Below are 19,704 nucleotides of genomic sequence, written 5' to 3'. Positions count from 1 at the left end.
CAATGCACGCCGCGAACCACAGGTCAACGAACTCGGAGGCGGTGCGTTTCGCGCGCTTCTCGAGAGCCGGTACGACACACCGGGCGGGCCGGAAGGGTACCTCAAGTGCCTGGCGCAAGACCCGGACTGGTACTTGATCAGGCCGGTGCAGGTCCTGTGACCGCCCGTGCGGCCCTTACCAGGGTGTACGGGTGTGACGGCGACAGCCGCGCTGGGCCTTTGAGGCCCTCCGGCGGGGGTCCTCCGCCGGGCGGTTTCCGGGTGGGATTGGTGCCGGGGTGCTGTCCCTGAAACACCACCCCGGCCGGGCACCCAGTGTTACCGAAAGGGGCCCGTGTGCCGTCCGAGAGCATGCTCTACCGGACGACATCTGCACCCTACTGCGTACGCCGTCCGCTTCCCAGCTGCCACCGATCACACCGGCGGTCGCTCGTTCGGTGGGGTAAAGAAGTCGCAGTAACGAACAGGGCCGGCGATGAAGTAGCCATCACCGGGCACCGACCGCACCACACCGTCAACGATCAGTGCCCGATACGCATTCAGGATCGTGTGAATGCTCAACCCAGACGTCACCGCAGCGACCCGGTACGGCGGCAACTGATCACCCTCCAAAAGGACACCATCGGCGATGGCGTCTCGGATAAGCTGCTCGACCCGCTGCTGCAGGAACCCTCCCACTCGACGCGGGCCCGGTAGTACCAGGCAGAACACGCCAGGCAATGCCGGCGTCACGTCACCATCACTCATACGCCGGCCTCCCTTCGCCCCGCTGGTCGAACCGCGGGGTGGGATACCGGATCAGGTAGCAGCCCACCCCGCTAGCAACGGGAACCACCCAGCTGCTGCCACACAGTCTGCACGAACCGACGGCTCGTACCGTGCAACCGATGAACCACCCATCTTCTCGACGGCGGAAGCCCGCTCCCGTTCGCCGGCCGCGCGGGAGCCTGCGCATGCACTGGTGGCAATGGGCGCTCCTCGGCACCCTTGCCGCCGTCACGGCAACGCTTCTGGTGGCCGCGCTGGCGCTCAAATAGGTCCGGCATGCCGATACCAGCGAAAGTGGGTTCCCGGGAGCGGTGGAACGTTCGGGTCATCCCGCCACCCCGGGATAGCGCACTCCCCCACCAGCCTCAAGGCAGGAAAGGCAAGTCTCTCGAACGGGAAACGAGTGTCACGCAAGCATCACTGCCGCGGAGCGCTCCGCACAGCATAGGGCCGACCCATCACCGGCGGAACCCTCTGTCCAGTTCCCCGGAGGAGGTTCGGGATGTCGGCCACGCACCACACGCCACCGACATCCCGCACGCGCCACATCCTGACCCGAACAGGGGGCGCACCATCAACGATGCGACCACGCGCATGTCCGGACAAGTCGGCACTACAGAGGACCCCGCTTTGGCGACGGACCGAACGGGGCATGTCTGGCCGCCACCCGAAGGCGGCCAGACAATCCCGGAGCGACACCACGCAAACGCGGTTTCAGCTGCGGAGCAGATACCCGAACCTGCTCATGAACAGAGTCAAACAGCCCTCACCACGCGGATCCATCCCCAAAACGGGGGAACGGTCGTTCTCTCGCATCGGACTCGACGCGACACTGTTCTGCGTATCTGTCCCGGCAGCCCCAACTCAAGGGCACTCGCTGGAGCTGTCAGGCCGGCAGTTGGGCGCGGGCGGCGTGTGCGGTCTCCGACGGTGTCTCACCGTACTGGGCCCGGTAGTAGGCGGAGAACCGGCCGAAGTGCGCAATCCCACTCGCCGCCGCGGCCGTTCCGACTGGCTGATACGGGTTCGCGAGGATCATCTGTCGTGCCCGGTGCAACCGCAGCACCCGGACTACGAGGGAGGGCGGCATCCCCAGATCCCGCTGGAACGCTTCCTGCAGGCCCCGTTTGCTGTAGCCGCTCGCCGCCGCGATCTCCGGTGCCGTCAGCCGCCCCCGATACCGCGACCCGATACATTCCAACGCTCGAGCCACCGCCGGCTTCTGCGCGCCAACATCGATCCCCACCGCTGCAAGCTCGTCCGACGACGTCGACATGAACCGACCGTAGACCCAGCCCACCAACCACGGTCACGGATCGAGAAAGCGTCCCCCGAGGACGGCCGCCGCAGCCGGCACGGTTTGCTCGAGGCGGCAGAACGCGCCGACCTCAATATCACCGTCAACATCGGTGAGGAAGCACGCTCCGTTCTCGAGAACCACCCGGCCGACGATCCGGTCCGTCAGGCTCTCGATGACGTTCCACTCCGTCTCCGACCGTCCCCGCAACCGCAACGCGTTCACACCAACACCCCATCCCTGCCCAGCCGCGCTCTCGGGAACCGGAACAGCATGATGCTCACACACCGTCAACGCCCACCCCGACGGCCCCACCGCGTGCGGACGAAACGACACCGCGATCACGCCCGGAAGCCGGCAATCATGCCAAGCACACCGCACCTCCCAGAGCACTCCCGTCACCACCGACCCACCCCCACTCCCCGTCATGTACGACATCGCACGTCTCTGACGGACCGTAACGCGCCGCGAGCACTCGGAGCCAACCCGGCAGCACCACACCGACCTGACCGGATACGCCACCACCACCCGTCCCCACCCTCGAGCAACACCGTCCGAAAGCCGATCCGCTACCGCACGGCCCACGGCCAAGCCGAGCTCCTGCGAGAATCCGGGGTTCCCTCCATGAGACACAGCGGGGAGGCTTCTGGTGCACGCGCTCCTGGTCAGGGCTCGAGGGTGTCGGTCTCCGTCGTCAGTGCAGCTGCGAGGTCGACTTCCGAAGGCAGAGCAGCCCGGACCGCGGGTGGGAGGAGGTCGTAGCTGGCGACACCGATCGGGGTCTGGTGCGCGCCGAGTGAGTACCGGACGACGGCGTCGTTCTTGTCCGCGACCAGCAGCAGGCCGACCGTGTCGGCGTGCTGGGGTCGGCGGAGCTTGTCGTCGACGAGTGCGACGTAGAAGCCGAGCTGGCCGAGGTACTCGGGCTTGAACTTCCCGGTCTTGAGTTCAATCACCACGTACCGGAGCTGCTCGACGTGGAAGAACAACAGGTCGACGTAGAAGTCGTCCCCGTCGACGTCGAAGTGCACCTGCCTGCCCACGAACGCGAACCCCTCGCCGAGCTCGCGGAGGGTGTCGATGATCCGGTCGACTAGTGCCTGCTCGAGGTGGCGTTCCTTCGCGTCGCCGTCGAGGGCGAGGAAGTCCAACACGTACGGGTCCTTCGTGATCTGCTGCGCCAGGTCCGAGTCGCCAGGCGGAAGGACCTCGGCGAAGTTCGTCGGCGCCGCCTGCAGCCGCGTGTGCGCGTCGGAGCGGATCTGGTGCTCGAGGACGTTCCGCGACCACCCGTTCGCTGCAGCCTGGGCGGCGTACCAGTTCCGGAGCTCGTGGTCGTCGAGTCGGTCGAGGAGGACGGTGATGTGCCCCCAGGGCAGTTGTCCAACAGGCTGTTGGACAACTGCATCCGCCGGCCACTCCCCGCGAACCGGCGCATGTAGAACAGGTTCGCCCGCGAGAAGCCCTTCATCTCCGGGAACTCCACCCGCAGATCCGTCGCGAGCCGGCCAATGACGTTGCTCCCCCACCCCTCGTCGCCTTGGCGCTGCAGGATGGTCGTGCCGATCCCCCAGTAGAGGCGAATGAGTTCCGTGTTGACGCGGAGCTGTGCCGTGAAGCGGGCATCGCGCACTTGCTGCTTCAGCTCGGTAAGAGCAGCCGTATACCCGGACACAACCGGCAACGAATCAGACATCGCCACCCAGTCTGCCCGACCTAGCGCAGCAAGAACCACGAACAAAGCGTTCTACTGATCAGCTATGCCAGGGTGGAGATGACCCCAAGCGAAAGGCGACCTCATCATGGCGCAGAAAGTCACCACGCACCTCGTCGACGACCTCACCGGCGACACCATCGAAGACGGAACCGGCAAGACCGTGCAGTTCTCGTTCGACGGTGGCAACTACGAGATCGACCTCACCGACGACAACGCCGACGCCCTCCGCGAAGCGCTCTCCGACTACGTTGCCGCCGCACGCAAGGTGACGGGGCGCAGTGGGCGTGGCAGCTCGAGCAGCAAGCCGCGCAGCAACCCCGACGAGCTCGCCAAGGTCCGCGAATGGGCCGCCGCGAACGGCCACGACGTATCCTCCCGTGGCCGGATCAGCCAAGCTGTCCGCGACGCCTACACCGCCGCCCACTAACACCCTCAGCGCCCGCAACGGGTGGCACTTGTCCGACACCGCAGAAGGAACTCCTCGTATGACTCGCTCTCGCCGTCAACACGTCCGCACCGTTCGGAACATCGGCACCATCGGTATCCTCGCCGGCGGCATCCTCAGCACCACCGGCGCCGTCGTGTGGGGCCTGATCTCCGCCGAGCTCACCGCGCAGAAGATTACCGTCTCCCCCGACAGCAAGCTCCTCCCCGAACGCCCCGTTCGCGGCCCCCTCACCGCCTACGCGCAAGCCGAGATCATCAACACGCACGCAACCGCGATCAGCGACGGGAAAACCTTCGCCGAACTCCCCAAAACGACCCGAACCGGCCCGTCATCATGAACGCATCGTTCCTGCGGGCATCTCTGTTCACCTCCGTGGTCTCGTTCGGCACCGCCGCATTCGCCATCGGCCTCGGCCTCGTCACCTCCCTGTTCGGCATCGCCCTCCGCCGCCTCGGGAAGTAACCCCTCAACACAACTCCCGGCCGGATCGTCATCACGTGACGATCCGGCCGCATCATTTTCAATGCCGCTACGGCGCACTTATGTCGATGTGTTCCCGGGCGGGCAGCTCCAAGCGCGATTCCATGCGTTGAGCTGCGTGACCCGGTCGGTAGCGAGCCGGTGGTCCCGGTGAAGTTGACGCTGACGGATCAGCCACCGCCCGATCGCAATCCCGTCACTATCGACAACGCGCGCAGCGGGCAGCTGTCCCGCGTGCTGCGTCGACCAGGCCTGGACACGGCGCAGCATCTGGGCGAAGTGCACGTCCTCGCGGCGTTGCCGCGCGGGGTCATCTGCCGGGAGGCGGAGCCGCCACACCATCCCGATTCGTTCGAGCTGCTCCACCCGGGCCGCCAGCAGCGCACCCGTGCGGTATTCGACGCGGCGGGAGTCCACCCACCGCCCCAGCTGCAATCCGTCCGCGGTTGTGAACCAGTGCGGCACCGCCAGGTCCCCGTGATCACGGCTGTACTGCATCAGCGCTGCAACGCCGGCATCCCAAGCGGCGTCGCGGTCACGCACCTGCCAAACGAAGCCGAGATCCACCAACTCCGGCCACAACCGAACCGTGTTCACCGGATCGTTCGCCCATTGCCGACGTCGGGACTGCACCCACGTCCCTAATGGGAACCCGTCCGCGGTCGTGAAAACGTGCGGGACCAACCCATGTCCCTCTGTGCACTGGAATGCCGCGAACGCCGCGATACCAGTGGTGCGTTCCGACAACGACCAGCGCATCCCAACTGCCTCGAGTCGTTCTCGCCGGTCCGACGGCAATTTGCCCGCGGCCGCCAACGACCGCTGCCGATGAGCCCACGCTCCTAGAGACGCTCCCGCGCCGCGGCAGAACGACCGTGGGATGTCGACGTGCCCGTACTCATCACGGAACGACACCAGCGCCGCGAACATGCTCTCCCACCGCACCGCCAGCACGTCCACGCTCACCATTGTGCCGACCCACGAACGCAAGCGACTAGAGCCACATGCTCCAGCCTGCACCCGGTCGACGCTCCCCGAGCAACAGCCCGCATCCGGAATGGCTGATCGTCGGCATGCTCATCCTCACCGTCGGCACCGTTGCCTCAGCGGTCGGTCTCCTCCTGCAACACGCCGCCGCGGCCCAAGCAAACGCCTTCAACCCGCGACCCCGCCCGCAATCGGCAGCACCAATCGGGCTCTGGTTGCCGGCACCATCTGGACGTTGATGGGCACCATCACCACCGCGGCCGGCGTCATCATCCTCGTCCTCACACTACGAAAACGAGGCCAATAGCGCGCTCTTATGCACCGCCGACGCTCAGACAAGGGTTCCCCATCCCTTACTGACGCCGCCTTCGAACCCGGGAAATATCTTGCTTCAAAGCCGCGGAGGTTGCCTCCCAGTTCCAGTCCGGGCTATTGGGAATATATGCCCACTGCCCATCCAGGTAAGACAACAGCGTTTCCGCACGCTCCAGCCGCTGCTCTAAGTCATACGCTTCACGCACGTCTTGGCGCACGTCATCATCAAGGACGGGAAGATCAACAGAGATCGCGTCCAGGTAGGTGAACTTTTCTATCAGAATCTTGTAACAGTACGCCCCAACGGTTGTGATTCGAAAAACCTCCTCATGCGCCGCCTTCCCATATTTGCGCGTCGAATCGACAAGCCTAAACCGGAGGGCGTACTCAAGACACTCCGCAACTTCCGCAGGCTCGAACCCAAGCGCCTGAAGGTATCGATAAATCTCGTTGGCGGAGACATAACCGTGATCATTCTCGACGTCTCCGGCTTTTTGAATATGCGCAAGACAAAGCGGCAGAACGAAGTGCTCCTTTGCGTCACGGCGAGTGAGCCGGAACAAGTTCGGGACCGGCGAAGAGTCTGGGTCGTAGTACCGATTATCGCCGAACATGATTGAACGCAGAAACTCATGGTCCGGAATCGTGTAGCGACCGAACCGCTTTTGTACATCTACAATCTTCTGGGTATTGATGTGGCCGCTTCCGATGAAATCGGTGACGAATTGTAACGCCATGCGCATGTTGCCACCGGCAAGATTATCTATCAGACGGATGAACGGGTCATTCGCGCGAAGGTTGTCAGAAAGCATCTCAAGGAAGAGCTCGAGCGTCTCGCTATCAACCTGGATGCCGGTGGGGAAAGCATCCAACCGACCCGAATCACTCAGTTGCTTCAGGGCAAACTCGATCCGAAGACGTAGCATTACGTCTGTCCGGGGTGGCGAAATCGTAAATACACGGGGGTGGTAGCCGGATATCGCCCCTTCACGTTCCGAAGTATAAAATGTCTCTGGACGCAGAGCCACAAACACCGTGGCCGGCCAAGTCCGCGCCAGCTCATTCGAAATCAAGAAGACTTCATTTTGGTCAGAGCTGCTGCGCTGGTCTACATTGTCCAGGAAGATCACCACCTGCCGCCTCCAGGATGACCTCATCCACTCAAAGGCTCGCCGAAGATAATTCGATCGGTCAGCCATCTCGCCTTGCAAAAACCTGATGCGCGCTGTCTGATAGGCGACCTGATCGATGCTCTTCAGAGACCCCTCAGGGGACTCATCAAATAGGCGAAGTTCATTCTTCAGAGCATTCTCGGCAAACTTCAGCCCCATGATATTCGTCTCATATTTGGTGTGCAGCTGGTCGACACAAGCGTCGAGAACATGCTCGGACAGCGATTTTAGGGTCGACGATGCTCCGAAGTCCACGTAGAGGCTAATGCTTTCACCCAACACTTCCTTCGCGTCAACGTGAATCAGCCTTTCGATGAACGTGCTTTTTCCTGCCCCAACGTCTCCCAACAGAATAACGGGTCGATTGGACAGGGCCGCCTGCATCACGTCCGCTGTAAACCCCGGCGACACACCCTTTCGATTGCTTGCCTCCTGAACAGAGGCTCCACCGACCTCCGAGAGCAACTCGTAACGGGTAGCGAGGATTTGCTTGCTAACTTCAGCGTATTGAGATAGAGCACCGCTCGAGGCATAGCACTCCCGCAGAAATTCCTCTTGCAACGTCTCCAGATCTTCAAGATCTCCAAGAAAAAGATCACTCAGGATTTGAAGCCCTGTCTGCAGGTCATTTCGCCGCTGACTGCCGGGGTAGTCATGGAGCCTCAGAGCGAGGGGGTCAGGCGGGAATGGGACAGAGGACTGTAAAGTCTGGTGAAGGACCCTGTTCGCGACTCCATCCGGAGATAGGTTATTCCACAGGACGAGCAGATCATTTAGCAAGGCGTCGGCGCTGGGAAAAACTAGACCCCTGCCTTTAAGAGGCGCAAGACCATCAGTGCGGGATGCAAAGAAGACGATCAGTTGGTGACCGTTGAAGGCACACGCTATCGGCACCCCGCGCTCCTGTGCGTAACGCGACGCCTGCTCGAGGGCTTTTTGTACATTCTTGCCGGCCGCAGACCCGGATACAAGTGCGGGAATTGATACGACACTAGAGCTGGTGCTGTGCGGGAGTTCAAATTCTACTCCCACGCGCTTCGCTTCAAGAACAAATTGAGCGCCAGCACTTCCAACGCAGTAGTCCATGTACCCGCTTTCAGTGTGCAGCTCATTCTGCACCGCAGACGCGGGCCACTGGAGCACTTCTGTGATGAGGGTGTTAATCACGCGGAACCGCGTGTCCGCCTCGTTGACGTCCTCTGAACGCGCCCGCTCGATTACCGGCACTAGCTCGCCCATGGCGAGATACGCCTGGTCAAAGTTCTCCATATTGAGGAAGCTACATGACCGAGAACGAGACTGCCTCATGTCGCGGAACGTGCGTCGCACGCGGCTTCTGGCGTTGACTCCAGTCACGTTGCAGACGGGTATGCCCCATCGCCACACCTCGTGGGAAGCAGAGTCTGGTAGCTCTGGAGTGCCGAGTCGGTCCTCTGCGACAGATACGCGCGAGGGTCTAGACCTGGTGCGCCTGATGCGGAGATCACTGTTCACAGTCGGGTGCACGAGGATCTGACTTCGACGAGCTAGCTGTCGATATCGGGTGCTCTCTCCTGCGTCGACTCGTCAGCTGCTTGCTCGAGGTCGGTGTCGAGCGCTCGGGCATCGTCCCAGACTGCTGCGAGTCGAGCTAGGGCTGCGTCGACCGCAGCATCCGTCGCGCCGAACTCGGAGTACGTCTCCTGCAGCGACAGTGCGTCGAACCGTGACGGCTGCCTCGCGATCGCACCGACCACCTCCGCGATGGCGGCCGCGGCTGCTGCGCGTCTCGTGGGGATGATGCTCGTCATCGATCTGCCGGACAAAATGACCCCGGTGCGGGCCCAGCCGTGGACGTCTAACGGCAACAGCAGTTGCTCTGCCCTGCGCCACTGCCCGGGGAGTGACTGTTCGCAGTCATGCTGGTCGAGGTTGCCCTTGGTGGGGTCGAGCATGCCGATGACGTCGCCTCTGAATCCGGCCCAGGTCGGGCCCACGATCCGCAGCCACCGGGTCACCGCGCACGCTGCCGGGTCGTCGGTGGAGGGGATGACCGTGCCGCGGATCCGCACGATGCTCGTCACTGCGACATCGTCCGCCGTGACAGCTTGCGCCTGCTGGCGGGTCAGGCGCAGCACGCCGAGGAGGACGATGAGGAACGCGTCGCGCCGGCCGCGGAGTCCAATCGAGTACCGGTACTTCGGGATCGCCGCCAGCACCTCTCCGACCGCGGCACGGTCGGGAGCTTCTGGTCGCGGCCACACCCGCGCCTGCACCGTGGGTATCGGATCTGCCAGGCCTGCGGCGAGGTGGTGTGCGCGGATCGCGTGTCGGCGGAGCCGCTGCGTCGACGCAGCCCCGGGGAACTGGATCAGGAACTGCTCGATCGTGGCTGCCGTCGCCGGCAGCGGTTCGTGTCCCGTCGCGGTGCACCACGCGACGAACCGGCCCCAGTGCGCCTCGAGCAGCAGCTCCGTGTCAGGGCGGAATTCGGGGCCGAGTTTGGGGTCGGTTTTGGGGGTCACAAGCGCATCCGGGTGACGGCGTTGCGGACCAGGGGTGCGTATTCACGGTCGTAGATCTGCAGCGTGGCGGCGTTGGTGTGGTGGGTCTGGTTCATGATCTCCGCGTCCGTCGCGCCGGCGTTGCGTGCTTCGGTGACGAACCCGGCGCGGAGGGAGTGCCCGGACCAGCCTTCCTCCCCGAGCCCGGCGGCGTGCGCGCGGCGGGCGACGGCTTTGCCGACCGTGGTGGGGCTGATGCCGACGTCGCGGAACAGACCCCACTTCGACACGGCGCGGAAGAACGGCGTCGCCGGCGCCAACCGGTCCGGGCCGAGCCCGTCCGCGCAGACATGGACCGCGACCGACGCGCCGGTGAGCGCGTCGAAGAGACCCGCTTCACCGCGGGCATCCTGCGCGGCCATGAGCCGGGAGAGTCGGACGAACGCGCAGGGTGCGCAGGTGACCGGGTTCGCGCCCTGCTGCAGCACCTTGATCCGCCCGGCACCGTCCTGGTCCGTCTTCGACTTCCGGATTCGGGCGTAGACACCTTCACCGTCGACGAGGCGCAGATCCGCAACGGTCAATCCGGTGAGTTCGGACTCGCGGAATGCGCCGACGAACCCGAACAGCAGCAACGCGTGATCGCGTGTGCCGAGCGCCCCGGTCTGCAGGTCGGCGATATCGATCTTAAGCAGGGTCGTCTGCAGCGTCTTCAACGTCATCGGCTTCGCCCGCCGGACCGGCACGGACCGGGTGCGTCGGATGCCCTTGAGGACGTCGCGGACGATGGGCGTGGTGCCGGGGGGTGTGGCCGCGGCGGCCGTGTTCCCAGTCGATCGCGGCGACGTAGCGGCTGATCGTCGCCGGCGCGTACCGCTGCCGACCATCGGGCAGGATGGCGTTGGCTTTGTCCGCGAGGAACGCCGCGACCTCCGCCGGGTCGACCGGTGCCGTCCTGATCTGCTCGAGCTCGGATGGTTCGAAAACCTCGTGGTCGAGGAACCCGGCGCGCCACCGGGCGAACTGCCGCAGATCAGACTGGTACGCGCGGATTGTGTTCGGCGACAGGGACGCTTCCGCGAACGCTCGCGGTGACGCGTCCGCTGGGACCGTCATCGGGCCGTCGGCGCGGGATGTCCCCTCCCCGCAGCAGCTCGGAGCCGCGCGAACGCCGTCCGGGACCGCTCGGCCGCGGCACGCACCTCAGCCGACGCCTCGCGTCCACGCGCCGCACGCGGTACGGACACCGACTGCGCATCGCCACGGTCCGCGTCGCGCTGCAGCTCGGTGCTCACGTGCCCTCCTCCGCGCTCAGTCTGCACTGTGCAAGCCTCCCGCATCAGTTCCGATAATGGTGCTTCTCGGAGCGTATCGGCGGGGGTGGAAGCGGGATAGGCCGCGATGTTGACGGCGGCGTCTCGAGGTGATGCTCGCGGCGGCCCGTGACCGTCGTGGGAGGGCGGAACACATCGGTAGTGTCGAGTTCATGAGTGTTCGTCGTCGCGCGTCTCGGGTCGTCTCCATCGGGGTAGTGGCCGCTCTGGCAGCGTCGCTGACCGGCTGCGGCGAGGGCGCTGGCGTGGACAGCGACTACGCCAAGATCTGCCGCGACAACAGCACGCAGAAGCGTCTGCCGGACGACGACTGCAACAACCACGGCGGTCACGCCGGCTGGTACTACCTGCCGATCGGCAGCAACCGCGCGACGAAGGTGCCGGCCGTGGGCGACACCGCGTCGGGCGGGACGAGCACGCTGCCGTCCGGGAAGAGCGCGAAGTCGGGTATCTCGTCACGCGGCAGCTCCGTCACGAAGGGCGGGTTCGGCGGCTCGGGCGAGCACGGCGGGTTCGGCGGCTGATGGAACGCGTCGAGTTCACCGAACGACCGGACTGGAAGCGCCGCATCCAGCAGACCGGGCTGATCTACTCGCGGTCCGTCCGCGATGACGGCACCGAGGTCGAGTACTGGAACGACGGCGCAGCCTACGTCTTCACCTTGCCGGAGGTGGAAGCGCTCGAGCAGCAGACCGAGGAACTGCACCGGATGTCGCTGGAGGCCGCGCGCTACCTGGCCTCCGGCGCGCTCGGCACCCTCGGGCTCACCCGCGAGGGCTTCGAGCTCGCCGCATGGTCGCTCGACCAGGGCGAACCGGACGTCTACGCCCGGTTCGACCTGGCGTACGCAGGTGACGGCTCCCCGCCAAGATGCTCGAGTACAACGGGGACACCCCGACCGGGCTCATCGAAGCATCGGTCACGCAGTGGCACTGGCTGCAGGACCGTCTCGCCGACGGCTCGCTGCCCGCGGGGACGGACCAGTGGAACGGCATCCACGAGGCGATGGTCGCCCGCTGGCGCACCCTGCTGCGCGAGTCGCTGCGGGCGGAGGAGGGCGGCCGCCTCTTCGTCGCGCACTCCGACGTGGACACCGCCGGCGAGGACTGGAACACGGTGGCCTACATGCGCGACCTCGCCGCCGAGGCCGGGTGGGAACACACCGGCATCGAGATGAAGGACATCGGGTGGCACGGCGCCGCACGCCAGTTCGTCGGCAACCCCGAGCCCGCCGGGTCGTCTCGGAGCGTCTTCACGCTACCCGGCGACGAGGACGGCACGCAGTACCCGGTGATCCGGAACCTGTTCAAGCTATACCCCTGGGAGGACCTCGTCTCGGGCGACGACCGTGCGCAGGGCGACCAGGAGTTCGGCGCGTTCCTCACCCGCGACCGTGGTCGGCTCGGCCGGTGGTACGAGCCGGCGTGGAAGATGTTCCTGTCGAACAAGCTGCTGCTCGTCGCGCTCTGGCGGCTCTTCCCCGGACACGAGAACCTCCTGCCGGCGTACGCGGACGGACCCCACGGCATGACGGACTTCGTCGTGAAACCGGTCTTCGGCCGCGAGGGCGACGGCATCGCGGTCCACCGAGCAGACGGCTCGGTGACGTCGAACGGCACCGAGTACCGACGCGCCGGCACCGGTGCTGAACAGGTGTGGCAGCAGTACCACGAGCTGCCCAACTTCCCCGGGTCGCGGGGCCGCAACCACCCCGTCCTCGGCTCGTGGGTCGTGAACGGCGAGTCGTATGGGGTCGGGATCCGCGAGTCCGACGGGCCGATCACCGACTACTGGTGCCGGTTCGCGCCCAACATCATTCGCAGCTGAGCGGGACAGGCACGTCTCCATGATCGCATCGGAAACTGTCTACCGGAACACGGAAGGACCGCCGTGCGTAGCCCAGTCGGGCAAGCATGACGGTCCTTCTCGTGCGTCGTCAGTCGTCCGAGGAACCGTTACCTCGACCCAAGTCTCGCACGCCGGCAATGATGAAAATCACTCCTGGGACTATCTTTTGCGGCGCGTGACTGTCTTCAAACCCAGAGCAATGAACCAAAGTCCGAAGACCACGATAGCCAGGTATACAACAACTTGCGGCACAACCAGTAGTTTTGGCATTGCCTCCATCAAACTGGAGTAATTAAGAATCGTGAGAAATATCCCAAATAGGGTAATCAAAGAACCCAAAGCGACGAGGCGCATAGTTTAGTCTTCTTCTTTTCTTGCTACCCGTCGTGACCGTACGGCGGCAAGGATGACACCACATAAACCTGTCATAATTCCAAAAACAAGCAGCGTGGGACCAAGCGCATTCAGCCCGCTAACCCATAAAAATATTCCCGGGATAGCTAGGACCAGTCCCACGATCGACAGCCAGGGAGTGTTGTATGACATCAGCCAGCGGCCTCTCCGATTGCGTAACCCGCACCAAGTCCTAGCGCAAAGCATCCAACACCGACGGCGACGGCACCCACACCGAGTGTTGGCGCTCCGGCCACAGCCGCCGCCCCCAAGCAGGCTCCCTCAAAGACTGCGCCCCTGATGACCCCAATGCCAGCAGCCCCAAGGTCTTGGAGATTTTGCGATGAAAGGATCGAGTTGGCGTCGCTCAACGAGCCGAATTTTTGGCATCTTCGAGGAGCGTACCCAGATATTTTCCCCAGAACTTGCCACTGGGATCTACGTTGTTGACCGGATCATCCCGGGCTGCCGGTGCCGTCGATGATCCACATGCTCGTGGTGCCGACGGTGGTCTGCAGGTCCAGCGGCCGCCCGGAGCCCGGGTCGCTGATGACCGACGCGGTCCCGGTGCCGGCGATAGTGCGGCTGGTGATCACGGGACGCCGTTGGAGTCGGACGTGCCATACGTGTAACCGTATTCCGCTTCACGGAATCAGTGTTGGTCGCGTCCGGCACGACCGGCGCGCCGACGCGACTTAATTACGTCAATTATCGCAGGAAGAACCCCCGCGATGAAAATCACCACGGCTATCAGCACACCCCACCATAGCGGCCACGAGGCAACGAAAACAATCGTCCCGATGACCGAACCCGCCGTGATAGAGAGTGACGTGAGGCTATCTTTATTCAAGGTCAACTCAGTATCCCGGCGAAGCCGCATTGCCATTGTTACTACCAACGTAAACGTTACTCGGTTTGCCACCACTGAGACAGTCGTCGACCTTGGCGAGGTAAATATATGCTCCGCCCACTGCACTGCCCGCCGCGAATCCGACGCTGACTCCTGATCCCACAACGAATGCGCCTTCCTTCATCCAGTTCAATGCCGAGTTGCCGATACTCCCGGCTGCAGGTACTGCTGCCGCCGCAGTAAGCGGCTGCGCGAAGCAGTTCACCATGCCGGTCGGATCTGCAGAATTGGCAGGGTCGGCGCCAGCGTAGGCGTAGCGGTTGGCGTTGGTGGGACTGAGGGGTGCGTCGAGGGTGTCTCGTTCGATCCATCCGCCGGTGACGTTGGACTGCCACCGGTACCCGAACTTCCTCAGCCCGTTATCGGTGCTGCTCGAGCGCAGCCCGCCCTTGAAGCCATACGGGTTCTGCTGCCACTGCGCACTCGACGCGCTATCAGCCGTGATGCTCTCGACGCCGTAGGGGTCGTAGGAGACGGTGTACGCGGTCTTGCCGGTGTCGGCGATCGCGGCGGCCGGGCTGCCGGTGCCGTCGAAGACCCACATGCTCGTGGTGCCGTCCGTGGTCTGCAGGTCCAGCGGCTGCCCCGTCGACGGGTCGGAGATGACCGACGCGGTCCCGGTGCCAGCGATATTGCGGCTGGTGATCACGGGGACACCGTTGGAGTCGGACGTGCCATACGTGTAACCGTATTCCGCTCCCCGTCCGTGGACTGCCAGAGCAGCTTGTTCATGTCCCCACCGGCGTACTCATAGCTGGTCGTCACACCGTCTTTCGTGGACGCGGTCATTTGCTGCGCACCGTTGTAGGTGAACGTCTGGCCCGGCGCCGTGGTGAGGTTGCCGACCTTGTCGTACGCGTACCCGTCAGAGGTGATCTGCCCGACCGTGTTGTACGTCAGCGTCTGCGAGCTCGTGACATCCCCGGTGCGCTTGGCGGTGAGCCGGTTCCCGGCAGTGTCGTATGTGTACGTCCACGTGACGTTCGTCGCCCCGCCGGCTCGTGCGGCCTTGGTGAGGCGGCTGTTGGAGTCGTACGTGTACGTGGTCGTCTGGGTGCTGATGTTGTCCTTGACCCATTGGATCTTGTCCGTCGCGTTGGCGCTCTTCACCGCCGAGCAGTCACCACCGGCAGCGATCCCGGTGGTGTAGCAGTACGTCAAGCTCACCACGGGCTTCGTCGGGTCGTCAGCGTTCACAGCCCTGACGCCGGTGACGTGGTCGGACGCACCGTAGGTGATCGTCTGGTGCGCCTGCCACGACGTCGGGTCCTTGGTCGGGTCCGTGTTCTCAACAGCACCGAGCCAGGTGTCGGTGCGGCGGCCGTGGTCGTCGTTTTTGTAGACCTGCTTCGCCGTGCCGCCGTTGGTGGTCGGGTACGTGGTGCGAGTCAGGACGTTGGCGACGTCGTAGTCGTGGGTGACGGTGCCGTGGGCGTCGGTGACCTTGGCTGTGTTGCCGGCGAGGTCGTAGCCGTAGGACACCTGCCCGCCGCCGGCGGTGTTCACCGTCGAGGTGAGTCGGTTCCGCTGGTCATAGGTGTTGGTGATGGTGCCGGTCGCGGACTGCTCGGTGAGCTGGTTGCCGTTGCCGTCGTACGTGTTCGTCACCGTCGCCGTGCCGTCATCGAACGCGGTCGTCAAGAGACGGTCATCGTTGTCGTACGTGTACGTCGTGACACCGCCACCACCATCAGTGTGGTTCCGCACACGGCCGAAGTCGTCGTACGAGTACTTCTGCACACCCACCGTGTTCGCCGGCGCCGTGATCGACCCGAGCTGGTTGTTCGTGTCGTACGCGTACACCGTCCCGGCGGTATTCCCCGGAGCGACCGCCGTCTTCACCGCACCCCACGCGTACTTGTCACCCTTGTCCTTGTCGTTGTAGGTCAGGGTCGCGGTGGCTGCTTCCGGGCCGGTGCCGGTGCCGGTGGAGGACTGGTTGCCGGGCCCGTCGTAGCCGTACTTCGAGTCATTTCCGGAGCTGTCCTTCGTCGCTGATGGCAGGTATGCCGTCGGCGCCGCGTTGCCGTACGTCGCAGTGCTCGTGCTGCCAGAGGCGGACTGCGACTGGGTCAGGGACTGCCCGCTGTTCCCGTCGAACTTGTTGTTCGTCGTCGACGCGGTCGTACCCGCGCCGACCGTCGAGCTCTCGACACCATTGTTGGTCGACTTGTACGTCCGAGACTGCTCCCGCTTGGCCGCATCCACGGCCTTCGTGACGAGGTCGTTGCCGTCGAGGGTGTAGGTCGTGTGCGCTGCGTCCGCGACCGCCTGGGACTGGTTCGACCGCGGGTCCGCGACCAGCGTTGACGTGTCCGATGCGTAGGAGAACCGCGTCACAGCGGTCCCCGGGGAGCCGGTCGTGGTGTTGCGCTGCTCGACCTTGGTGATCCGGTCGGACGAGTCGTACGTGAACGCCGTCACACCACCCTCGGGCGCGGTGATCGATGTGAGGTCACCGCTGCTGTACCCGAAGGTGGTCTTCTTGCCGAGCGCGTCCGTGTACGTGGTGATGTCACCGGGCCTGTTCTTCGCCCACGACACACTCCGCTTGCTCGAGCCGGAGGTCTGCGAGAACGTCTGCACACCGTTCGCGTACGACGAGTTCGCCGTCCGCGCCCCGGACACACCAGCAGTCGAGACGAGGGACTTCAGGGTGAAGCCGGGCTCGTCGGAGTTGAAGCTGATCTGGTTCTTGTTCCGGTCCACGATCGACGTCGGCTGGCCAGCGAGGTTGAAGTGCGTGGTCGAGTTCGACGTCCACCCCTTCAGCGTGTACTCGTGCGTCGTGGAGTTGTCGACGCGGGTGAGGGTCTGCTGCAGCCCGGCCGGCGTGGTGAACGCGCCGGTCGCGCCGGTCGGCTTGAACTGCCATGCCGTACCGGCAGCGTCCGTGTAGATGACACCGGCAGCGTTCGCGGTGAGATCCCCGGCGCCAGCGAGGGCGTACTGCCACCGGTTCGCGTCCATCGTGTTCGCGTCACCGAGGGTCGTGCTGCGCGAGTTGTACGCGGCCCCGATCGTGGTGTTCTGCGTCACCCCCGGCAAGCTCATCGCCGACGTCGTGACCAGCAGGTTGCCGGTCCCGACGTCGACGGAGGCGTTGGTCTGGTCCGTGATGGGGAACGGCAACGTCGTCGCGGACTTCCGCTGACCGGTGCGGTTGGTGTCGGACGGGCCGCCGGGCAGGGAGTTGTAGGTGCCCTGCAGGTCGACGACGTAGTTCATCGCCGCCTTGCCCATGTTCTTGATCCGGATGTTCCCGTTCGCACCCACCGGTGTGACGACGGTGTTCGACACGATCGACGTCGTGTCGGAGCTGATCGCTGAGGAGTCCGGCTCCGCCGCCCCGTCAGCCCACATCTTCGCGTACGAGTCCGCACCGCTGTTGTTCACCGCGGTGAACGTCACCGCAGCAGCCGACAGTCCACCCTCGACCGTCGGGGCGCCAGCGCGGCCGCCAACCTGCACCGCGAACGACGCACCCGCGGCGATGCTGGCCGTTGTGCGGGTGTCAACGAGCCGGCCGGCCTGGGGTGTGAAACCGCCACCCGGGTTCGACTGGAGGAAGTACCCCTGGATGTCGACGACGAGGTCGATCTTCCCGCCACCCTCGGCGGTGCTGACGCTGAACTTCCCAGCGTCGCTCAACGCGACCTGCGCGTTCATCGCCGTCGTCAACCCTGACGTGGAGTTGTAGTTCAGTACGCCCGTGCTGCGGACCCCATCCGTCGGTGTGGGACGGACGTAGCCGGCCTTGGCCTCACGGTTGATCACGACGATGTTCACTGCGACCGCCGCCGCGCCTGCAGGGATACCGTTCGACCCGGTCGCTTGGATGGTGCGCTGCGAACCCGCGGGAATCTGGCCGACCGCGGCACCCGTGCCGTCACGTGAGTCCAGCACGCGCGCCGGCGACATCGCCACGAAGCCACCCGCCGAGACGCCGTTCTTCGTTGACGTGTAGTAACCGGTGATGTCGATGATCACGGTCGACTGCGCCGTCTCCGTCATCACCTGGATCGTGCCGTCATCCGCGACCGCGAGCAGGCTCGAGTTCGACGTGTTCCCACCGACGCCGGCGTTGTAGACCATCAGCAGCGTCGACGGATCCGACGACGACGGACGACCGAACAGCTGACCCTGCCCTGAAGGGTCAGCGATCGTGACCATCATCGTCACCGCACCGATCCCGGACGACGGCAGACCATCCACCCCGGCAACCTTCACAGTCCGGTAGGTGCCCTTCGACGTCCCACCGCCCAGCACACGTGCGTTCGAGGGCATCGGCACGTACTGCCCGCCCGACCCCGTCACCGCCGCCTGCGCCGGTGCCGGCTGCGACACCACCACCAGCAACGACCCCAACAGCGCGACCAACGTCACCACCGCCAGGACCACTCCACGGACACGACCAGACAGCGACGCAGCGAACACGCGTAGAACCCCTCAAGATGTCGCACCAACGCACAGCCCCCTTGGCTGTACTGTGCAACTCCACACGAAACTACGGAGCTTCTCTCAGCACCGCACCCCCACAGAAGGGGGTCGAAACCCACGCAGCATCTCCAGTAAGCCAATCACCGCGTCCGCCGACACACGCAATTCCCCCCATAAGTGGGCGGTGCCGGCATAACGACCAACCGTGGCGTGCAAGAGCCACCACATCTCCACCCCTGCTGGCAGAAGATGCGCGGGCGCCGACGGACGCGCTGGCCTATCTCACCGGCGCATGCCCCGTTCTCGCGTTACCCGGGCGAGGATCCGGATCGCACGCTCAAGACCAGTCCGCTCACCCCGGTACGTTGGCGAGCTGCGATCCAGCTGGCGCAGCGCGGCCGCCGACGCACGCTGCTTCGCTTCCAGCTCACTGTCGTTCAGACGCTGCGCCTGCTCGTAGGTGATCAACCTCACCGTTTGTTCGCTGTCTTGCCGCGGCGCCCCGCGACCGGGTCGCTGTCGCGCCGGAGCGCTCGGTACACCGTCGTCCGGCTCACCCCGAGGACGTCACCGATCTGCGCGACGGTCATGTCCCGCTGGTCATACAAGCGCCGGGCCGTCCGCACCTGGTCCGCCGACAGCTGCGGCGGCCGACCGCCCGTCCGCCCACGAGCACGCGCCGCTGCAAGGCCGGCGTGGGTGCGTTCCTTGATGAGGTCCCGTTCGAACTCCGCCAGCGCCGCGAACACGTGGAACACCAGCCGGCCACCCGGGGACGTCGTGTCGATCGATTCTTGCAACGACCGGAACCCCACACCCTGCTCCCCCAGCACCTGCAGCTGGTCGATGAGGTTCCGGATCGACCGGCCGAGCCGGTCAAGCCGCCACACCACGAGCGTGTCGCCCGGACGGAGCTGGTCAAGCAGCTTCGCGAGTTCCGGACGGTGCTCGAGCGACCCGGACATAGTGTCAGTCCAGATCCGGTAGCAGCCGGCAGCGTGCAACGCGTCGAGCTGCAACGACGCATCCTGATCCGTCGTCGATACCTGTGGGCAGCTTCGCTCCGTGTCGTCGGAATCGCTTCCTTCGGTGTCGGGACGTCGCGGGTGCGC

16 protein-coding genes and 3 pseudogenes are annotated in these 19,704 nt (G+C 64.8%); 5 read left to right on the top strand and 14 right to left on the bottom strand.

Going from position 1 to position 19,704, the window contains the following annotated elements; all coding sequences use genetic code 11:
* Nucleotides 1–414: 414 nt before the first annotated feature.
* From JN350_RS09365 to JN350_RS09350, 4 genes and pseudogenes are all read right to left on the bottom strand, one after another.
* Nucleotides 415–747 carry a GntR family transcriptional regulator gene (locus tag JN350_RS09365; protein WP_205464304.1) on the bottom strand — a complete coding sequence of 111 codons (333 nt, stop codon included), beginning with the start codon at nucleotides 745–747 and terminating at the stop codon, nucleotides 415–417.
* A gap of 907 nt (nucleotides 748–1,654) precedes the next feature.
* Nucleotides 1,655–2,044: a helix-turn-helix domain-containing protein gene (locus JN350_RS09360; RefSeq protein ID WP_205464303.1), complete on the bottom strand. Its 390-nt coding sequence runs from the start codon at nucleotides 2,042–2,044 to the stop codon at nucleotides 1,655–1,657.
* A gap of 33 nt (nucleotides 2,045–2,077) precedes the next feature.
* Nucleotides 2,078–2,290, bottom strand: coding sequence for a hypothetical protein (locus JN350_RS09355; protein ID WP_205464302.1), 213 nt, complete (start codon nucleotides 2,288–2,290; stop codon nucleotides 2,078–2,080).
* 440 nt (nucleotides 2,291–2,730) lie between these two features.
* A pseudogene (locus tag JN350_RS09350) lies at nucleotides 2,731–3,761 on the bottom strand (PDDEXK nuclease domain-containing protein).
* Nucleotides 3,762–3,867: 106 nt separating this feature from the next.
* Here JN350_RS09350 and JN350_RS09345 point away from each other — a divergent pair.
* Genes JN350_RS09345 through JN350_RS20145 form a run of 3 tightly spaced genes read left to right on the top strand, consistent with a single transcriptional unit; the run spans nucleotide 3,868 to nucleotide 4,692 of the window.
* Nucleotides 3,868–4,209 carry a histone-like nucleoid-structuring protein Lsr2 gene (locus JN350_RS09345; protein WP_205464301.1) on the top strand — a complete coding sequence of 114 codons (342 nt, stop codon included), beginning with the start codon at nucleotides 3,868–3,870 and terminating at the stop codon, nucleotides 4,207–4,209.
* A 58-nt stretch (nucleotides 4,210–4,267) separates the two neighbouring features.
* Entirely contained in the window at nucleotides 4,268–4,567 is a 300-nt protein-coding gene (locus tag JN350_RS09340; protein WP_240347665.1) for a hypothetical protein, read from the top strand.
* Nucleotides 4,564–4,692, top strand: a complete 129-nt coding sequence (locus tag JN350_RS20145; RefSeq protein ID WP_259362952.1) for a hypothetical protein — start codon at nucleotides 4,564–4,566, stop codon at nucleotides 4,690–4,692. The genes JN350_RS09340 and JN350_RS20145 overlap by 4 nt, the downstream gene beginning before the upstream one ends.
* 78 nt (nucleotides 4,693–4,770) lie before the next feature.
* On the opposite strand, the gene JN350_RS09335 is transcribed toward JN350_RS20145, so the two are convergent.
* The 5 genes from JN350_RS09335 to JN350_RS09315 form a co-directional block, all read right to left on the bottom strand.
* Entirely contained in the window at nucleotides 4,771–5,670 is a 900-nt protein-coding gene (locus JN350_RS09335) for a helicase associated domain-containing protein (RefSeq protein ID WP_205464300.1), read from the bottom strand.
* A gap of 380 nt (nucleotides 5,671–6,050) precedes the next feature.
* Nucleotides 6,051–8,453, bottom strand: coding sequence for a hypothetical protein (locus JN350_RS09330; protein ID WP_205464299.1), 2,403 nt, complete (start codon nucleotides 8,451–8,453; stop codon nucleotides 6,051–6,053).
* Between the two features lie 257 nt (nucleotides 8,454–8,710).
* Complete coding sequence (locus tag JN350_RS09325; protein ID WP_205464298.1) at nucleotides 8,711–9,688, bottom strand: hypothetical protein; 978 nt, start codon at nucleotides 9,686–9,688, stop codon at nucleotides 8,711–8,713.
* Complete coding sequence (locus JN350_RS09320) at nucleotides 9,685–10,389, bottom strand: site-specific integrase (RefSeq protein ID WP_205464297.1); 705 nt, start codon at nucleotides 10,387–10,389, stop codon at nucleotides 9,685–9,687. The genes JN350_RS09325 and JN350_RS09320 overlap by 4 nt, the downstream gene beginning before the upstream one ends.
* Nucleotides 10,355–10,783, bottom strand: coding sequence for a site-specific integrase (locus tag JN350_RS09315; RefSeq protein WP_205464296.1), 429 nt, complete (start codon nucleotides 10,781–10,783; stop codon nucleotides 10,355–10,357). Before JN350_RS09315 ends, JN350_RS09320 begins: the two co-directional genes overlap by 35 nt.
* Nucleotides 10,784–11,198: 415 nt before the next feature.
* Here JN350_RS09315 and JN350_RS09310 point away from each other — a divergent pair, with 415 nt between their 5' ends.
* Nucleotides 11,199–11,525 carry a tRNA-dihydrouridine synthase gene (locus tag JN350_RS09310; protein WP_240347664.1) on the top strand — a complete coding sequence of 109 codons (327 nt, stop codon included), beginning with the start codon at nucleotides 11,199–11,201 and terminating at the stop codon, nucleotides 11,523–11,525.
* Nucleotides 11,525–12,828, top strand: a pseudogene (locus JN350_RS09305) (glutathionylspermidine synthase family protein). Before JN350_RS09310 ends, JN350_RS09305 begins: the two are co-directional and overlap by 1 nt.
* A gap of 869 nt (nucleotides 12,829–13,697) precedes the next feature.
* Here JN350_RS09305 and JN350_RS09300 read toward each other — a convergent pair.
* From JN350_RS09300 to JN350_RS09280, 5 genes and pseudogenes are all read right to left on the bottom strand, one after another.
* Nucleotides 13,698–13,838, bottom strand: a complete 141-nt coding sequence (locus JN350_RS09300; RefSeq protein WP_205464294.1) for a hypothetical protein — start codon at nucleotides 13,836–13,838, stop codon at nucleotides 13,698–13,700.
* A 261-nt stretch (nucleotides 13,839–14,099) separates the two neighbouring features.
* Nucleotides 14,100–14,801: an RHS repeat-associated core domain-containing protein gene (locus tag JN350_RS09295; protein ID WP_205464293.1), complete on the bottom strand. Its 702-nt coding sequence runs from the start codon at nucleotides 14,799–14,801 to the stop codon at nucleotides 14,100–14,102.
* Nucleotides 14,798–18,541 carry an RHS repeat protein gene (locus JN350_RS09290; RefSeq protein ID WP_205464292.1) on the bottom strand — a complete coding sequence of 1,248 codons (3,744 nt, stop codon included), beginning with the start codon at nucleotides 18,539–18,541 and terminating at the stop codon, nucleotides 14,798–14,800. The genes JN350_RS09295 and JN350_RS09290 overlap by 4 nt, the downstream gene beginning before the upstream one ends.
* Before the next feature lie 333 nt (nucleotides 18,542–18,874).
* The gene (locus JN350_RS09285; RefSeq protein WP_205464291.1) at nucleotides 18,875–19,060 is read right to left on the bottom strand and encodes a hypothetical protein; all 186 of its coding nucleotides are present in this window, start codon (nucleotides 19,058–19,060) and stop codon (nucleotides 18,875–18,877) included.
* 2 nt (nucleotides 19,061–19,062) lie between these two features.
* A pseudogene (locus tag JN350_RS09280) lies at nucleotides 19,063–19,641 on the bottom strand (recombinase family protein); the annotation flags it as partial.
* Nucleotides 19,642–19,704: the final 63 nt, after the last annotated feature.

The sequence above is a fragment of the Curtobacterium sp. 24E2 genome, from assembly GCF_016925595.1.
GTDB lineage: Bacteria > Actinomycetota > Actinomycetes > Actinomycetales > Microbacteriaceae > Curtobacterium.
The sequence above is the reverse complement of the archived record's forward strand: the minus strand, read 5'-3'. Positions and strand labels throughout refer to the sequence as shown.

What these genes read in the sequence shown, in the direction of transcription:
- JN350_RS20145 (WP_259362952.1), top strand. Translation starts at nt 4,564, where the DNA reads ATGAACGCATCGTTCCTGCGGGCATCTCTGTTCACCTCCGTGGTCTCG.
- JN350_RS09360 (WP_205464303.1), bottom strand. Translation starts at nt 2,044, where the DNA reads ATGTCGACGTCGTCGGACGAGCTTGCAGCGGTGGGGATCGATGTTGGC.
- JN350_RS09340 (WP_240347665.1), top strand. Translation starts at nt 4,268, where the DNA reads ATGACTCGCTCTCGCCGTCAACACGTCCGCACCGTTCGGAACATCGGC.
- JN350_RS09330 (WP_205464299.1), bottom strand. Translation starts at nt 8,453, where the DNA reads ATGGAGAACTTTGACCAGGCGTATCTCGCCATGGGCGAGCTAGTGCCG.
- JN350_RS09320 (WP_205464297.1), bottom strand. Translation starts at nt 10,389, where the DNA reads ATGACGTTGAAGACGCTGCAGACGACCCTGCTTAAGATCGATATCGCC.
- JN350_RS09345 (WP_205464301.1), top strand. Translation starts at nt 3,868, where the DNA reads ATGGCGCAGAAAGTCACCACGCACCTCGTCGACGACCTCACCGGCGAC.
- JN350_RS09365 (WP_205464304.1), bottom strand. Translation starts at nt 747, where the DNA reads ATGAGTGATGGTGACGTGACGCCGGCATTGCCTGGCGTGTTCTGCCTG.
- JN350_RS09315 (WP_205464296.1), bottom strand. Translation starts at nt 10,783, where the DNA reads ATGACGGTCCCAGCGGACGCGTCACCGCGAGCGTTCGCGGAAGCGTCC.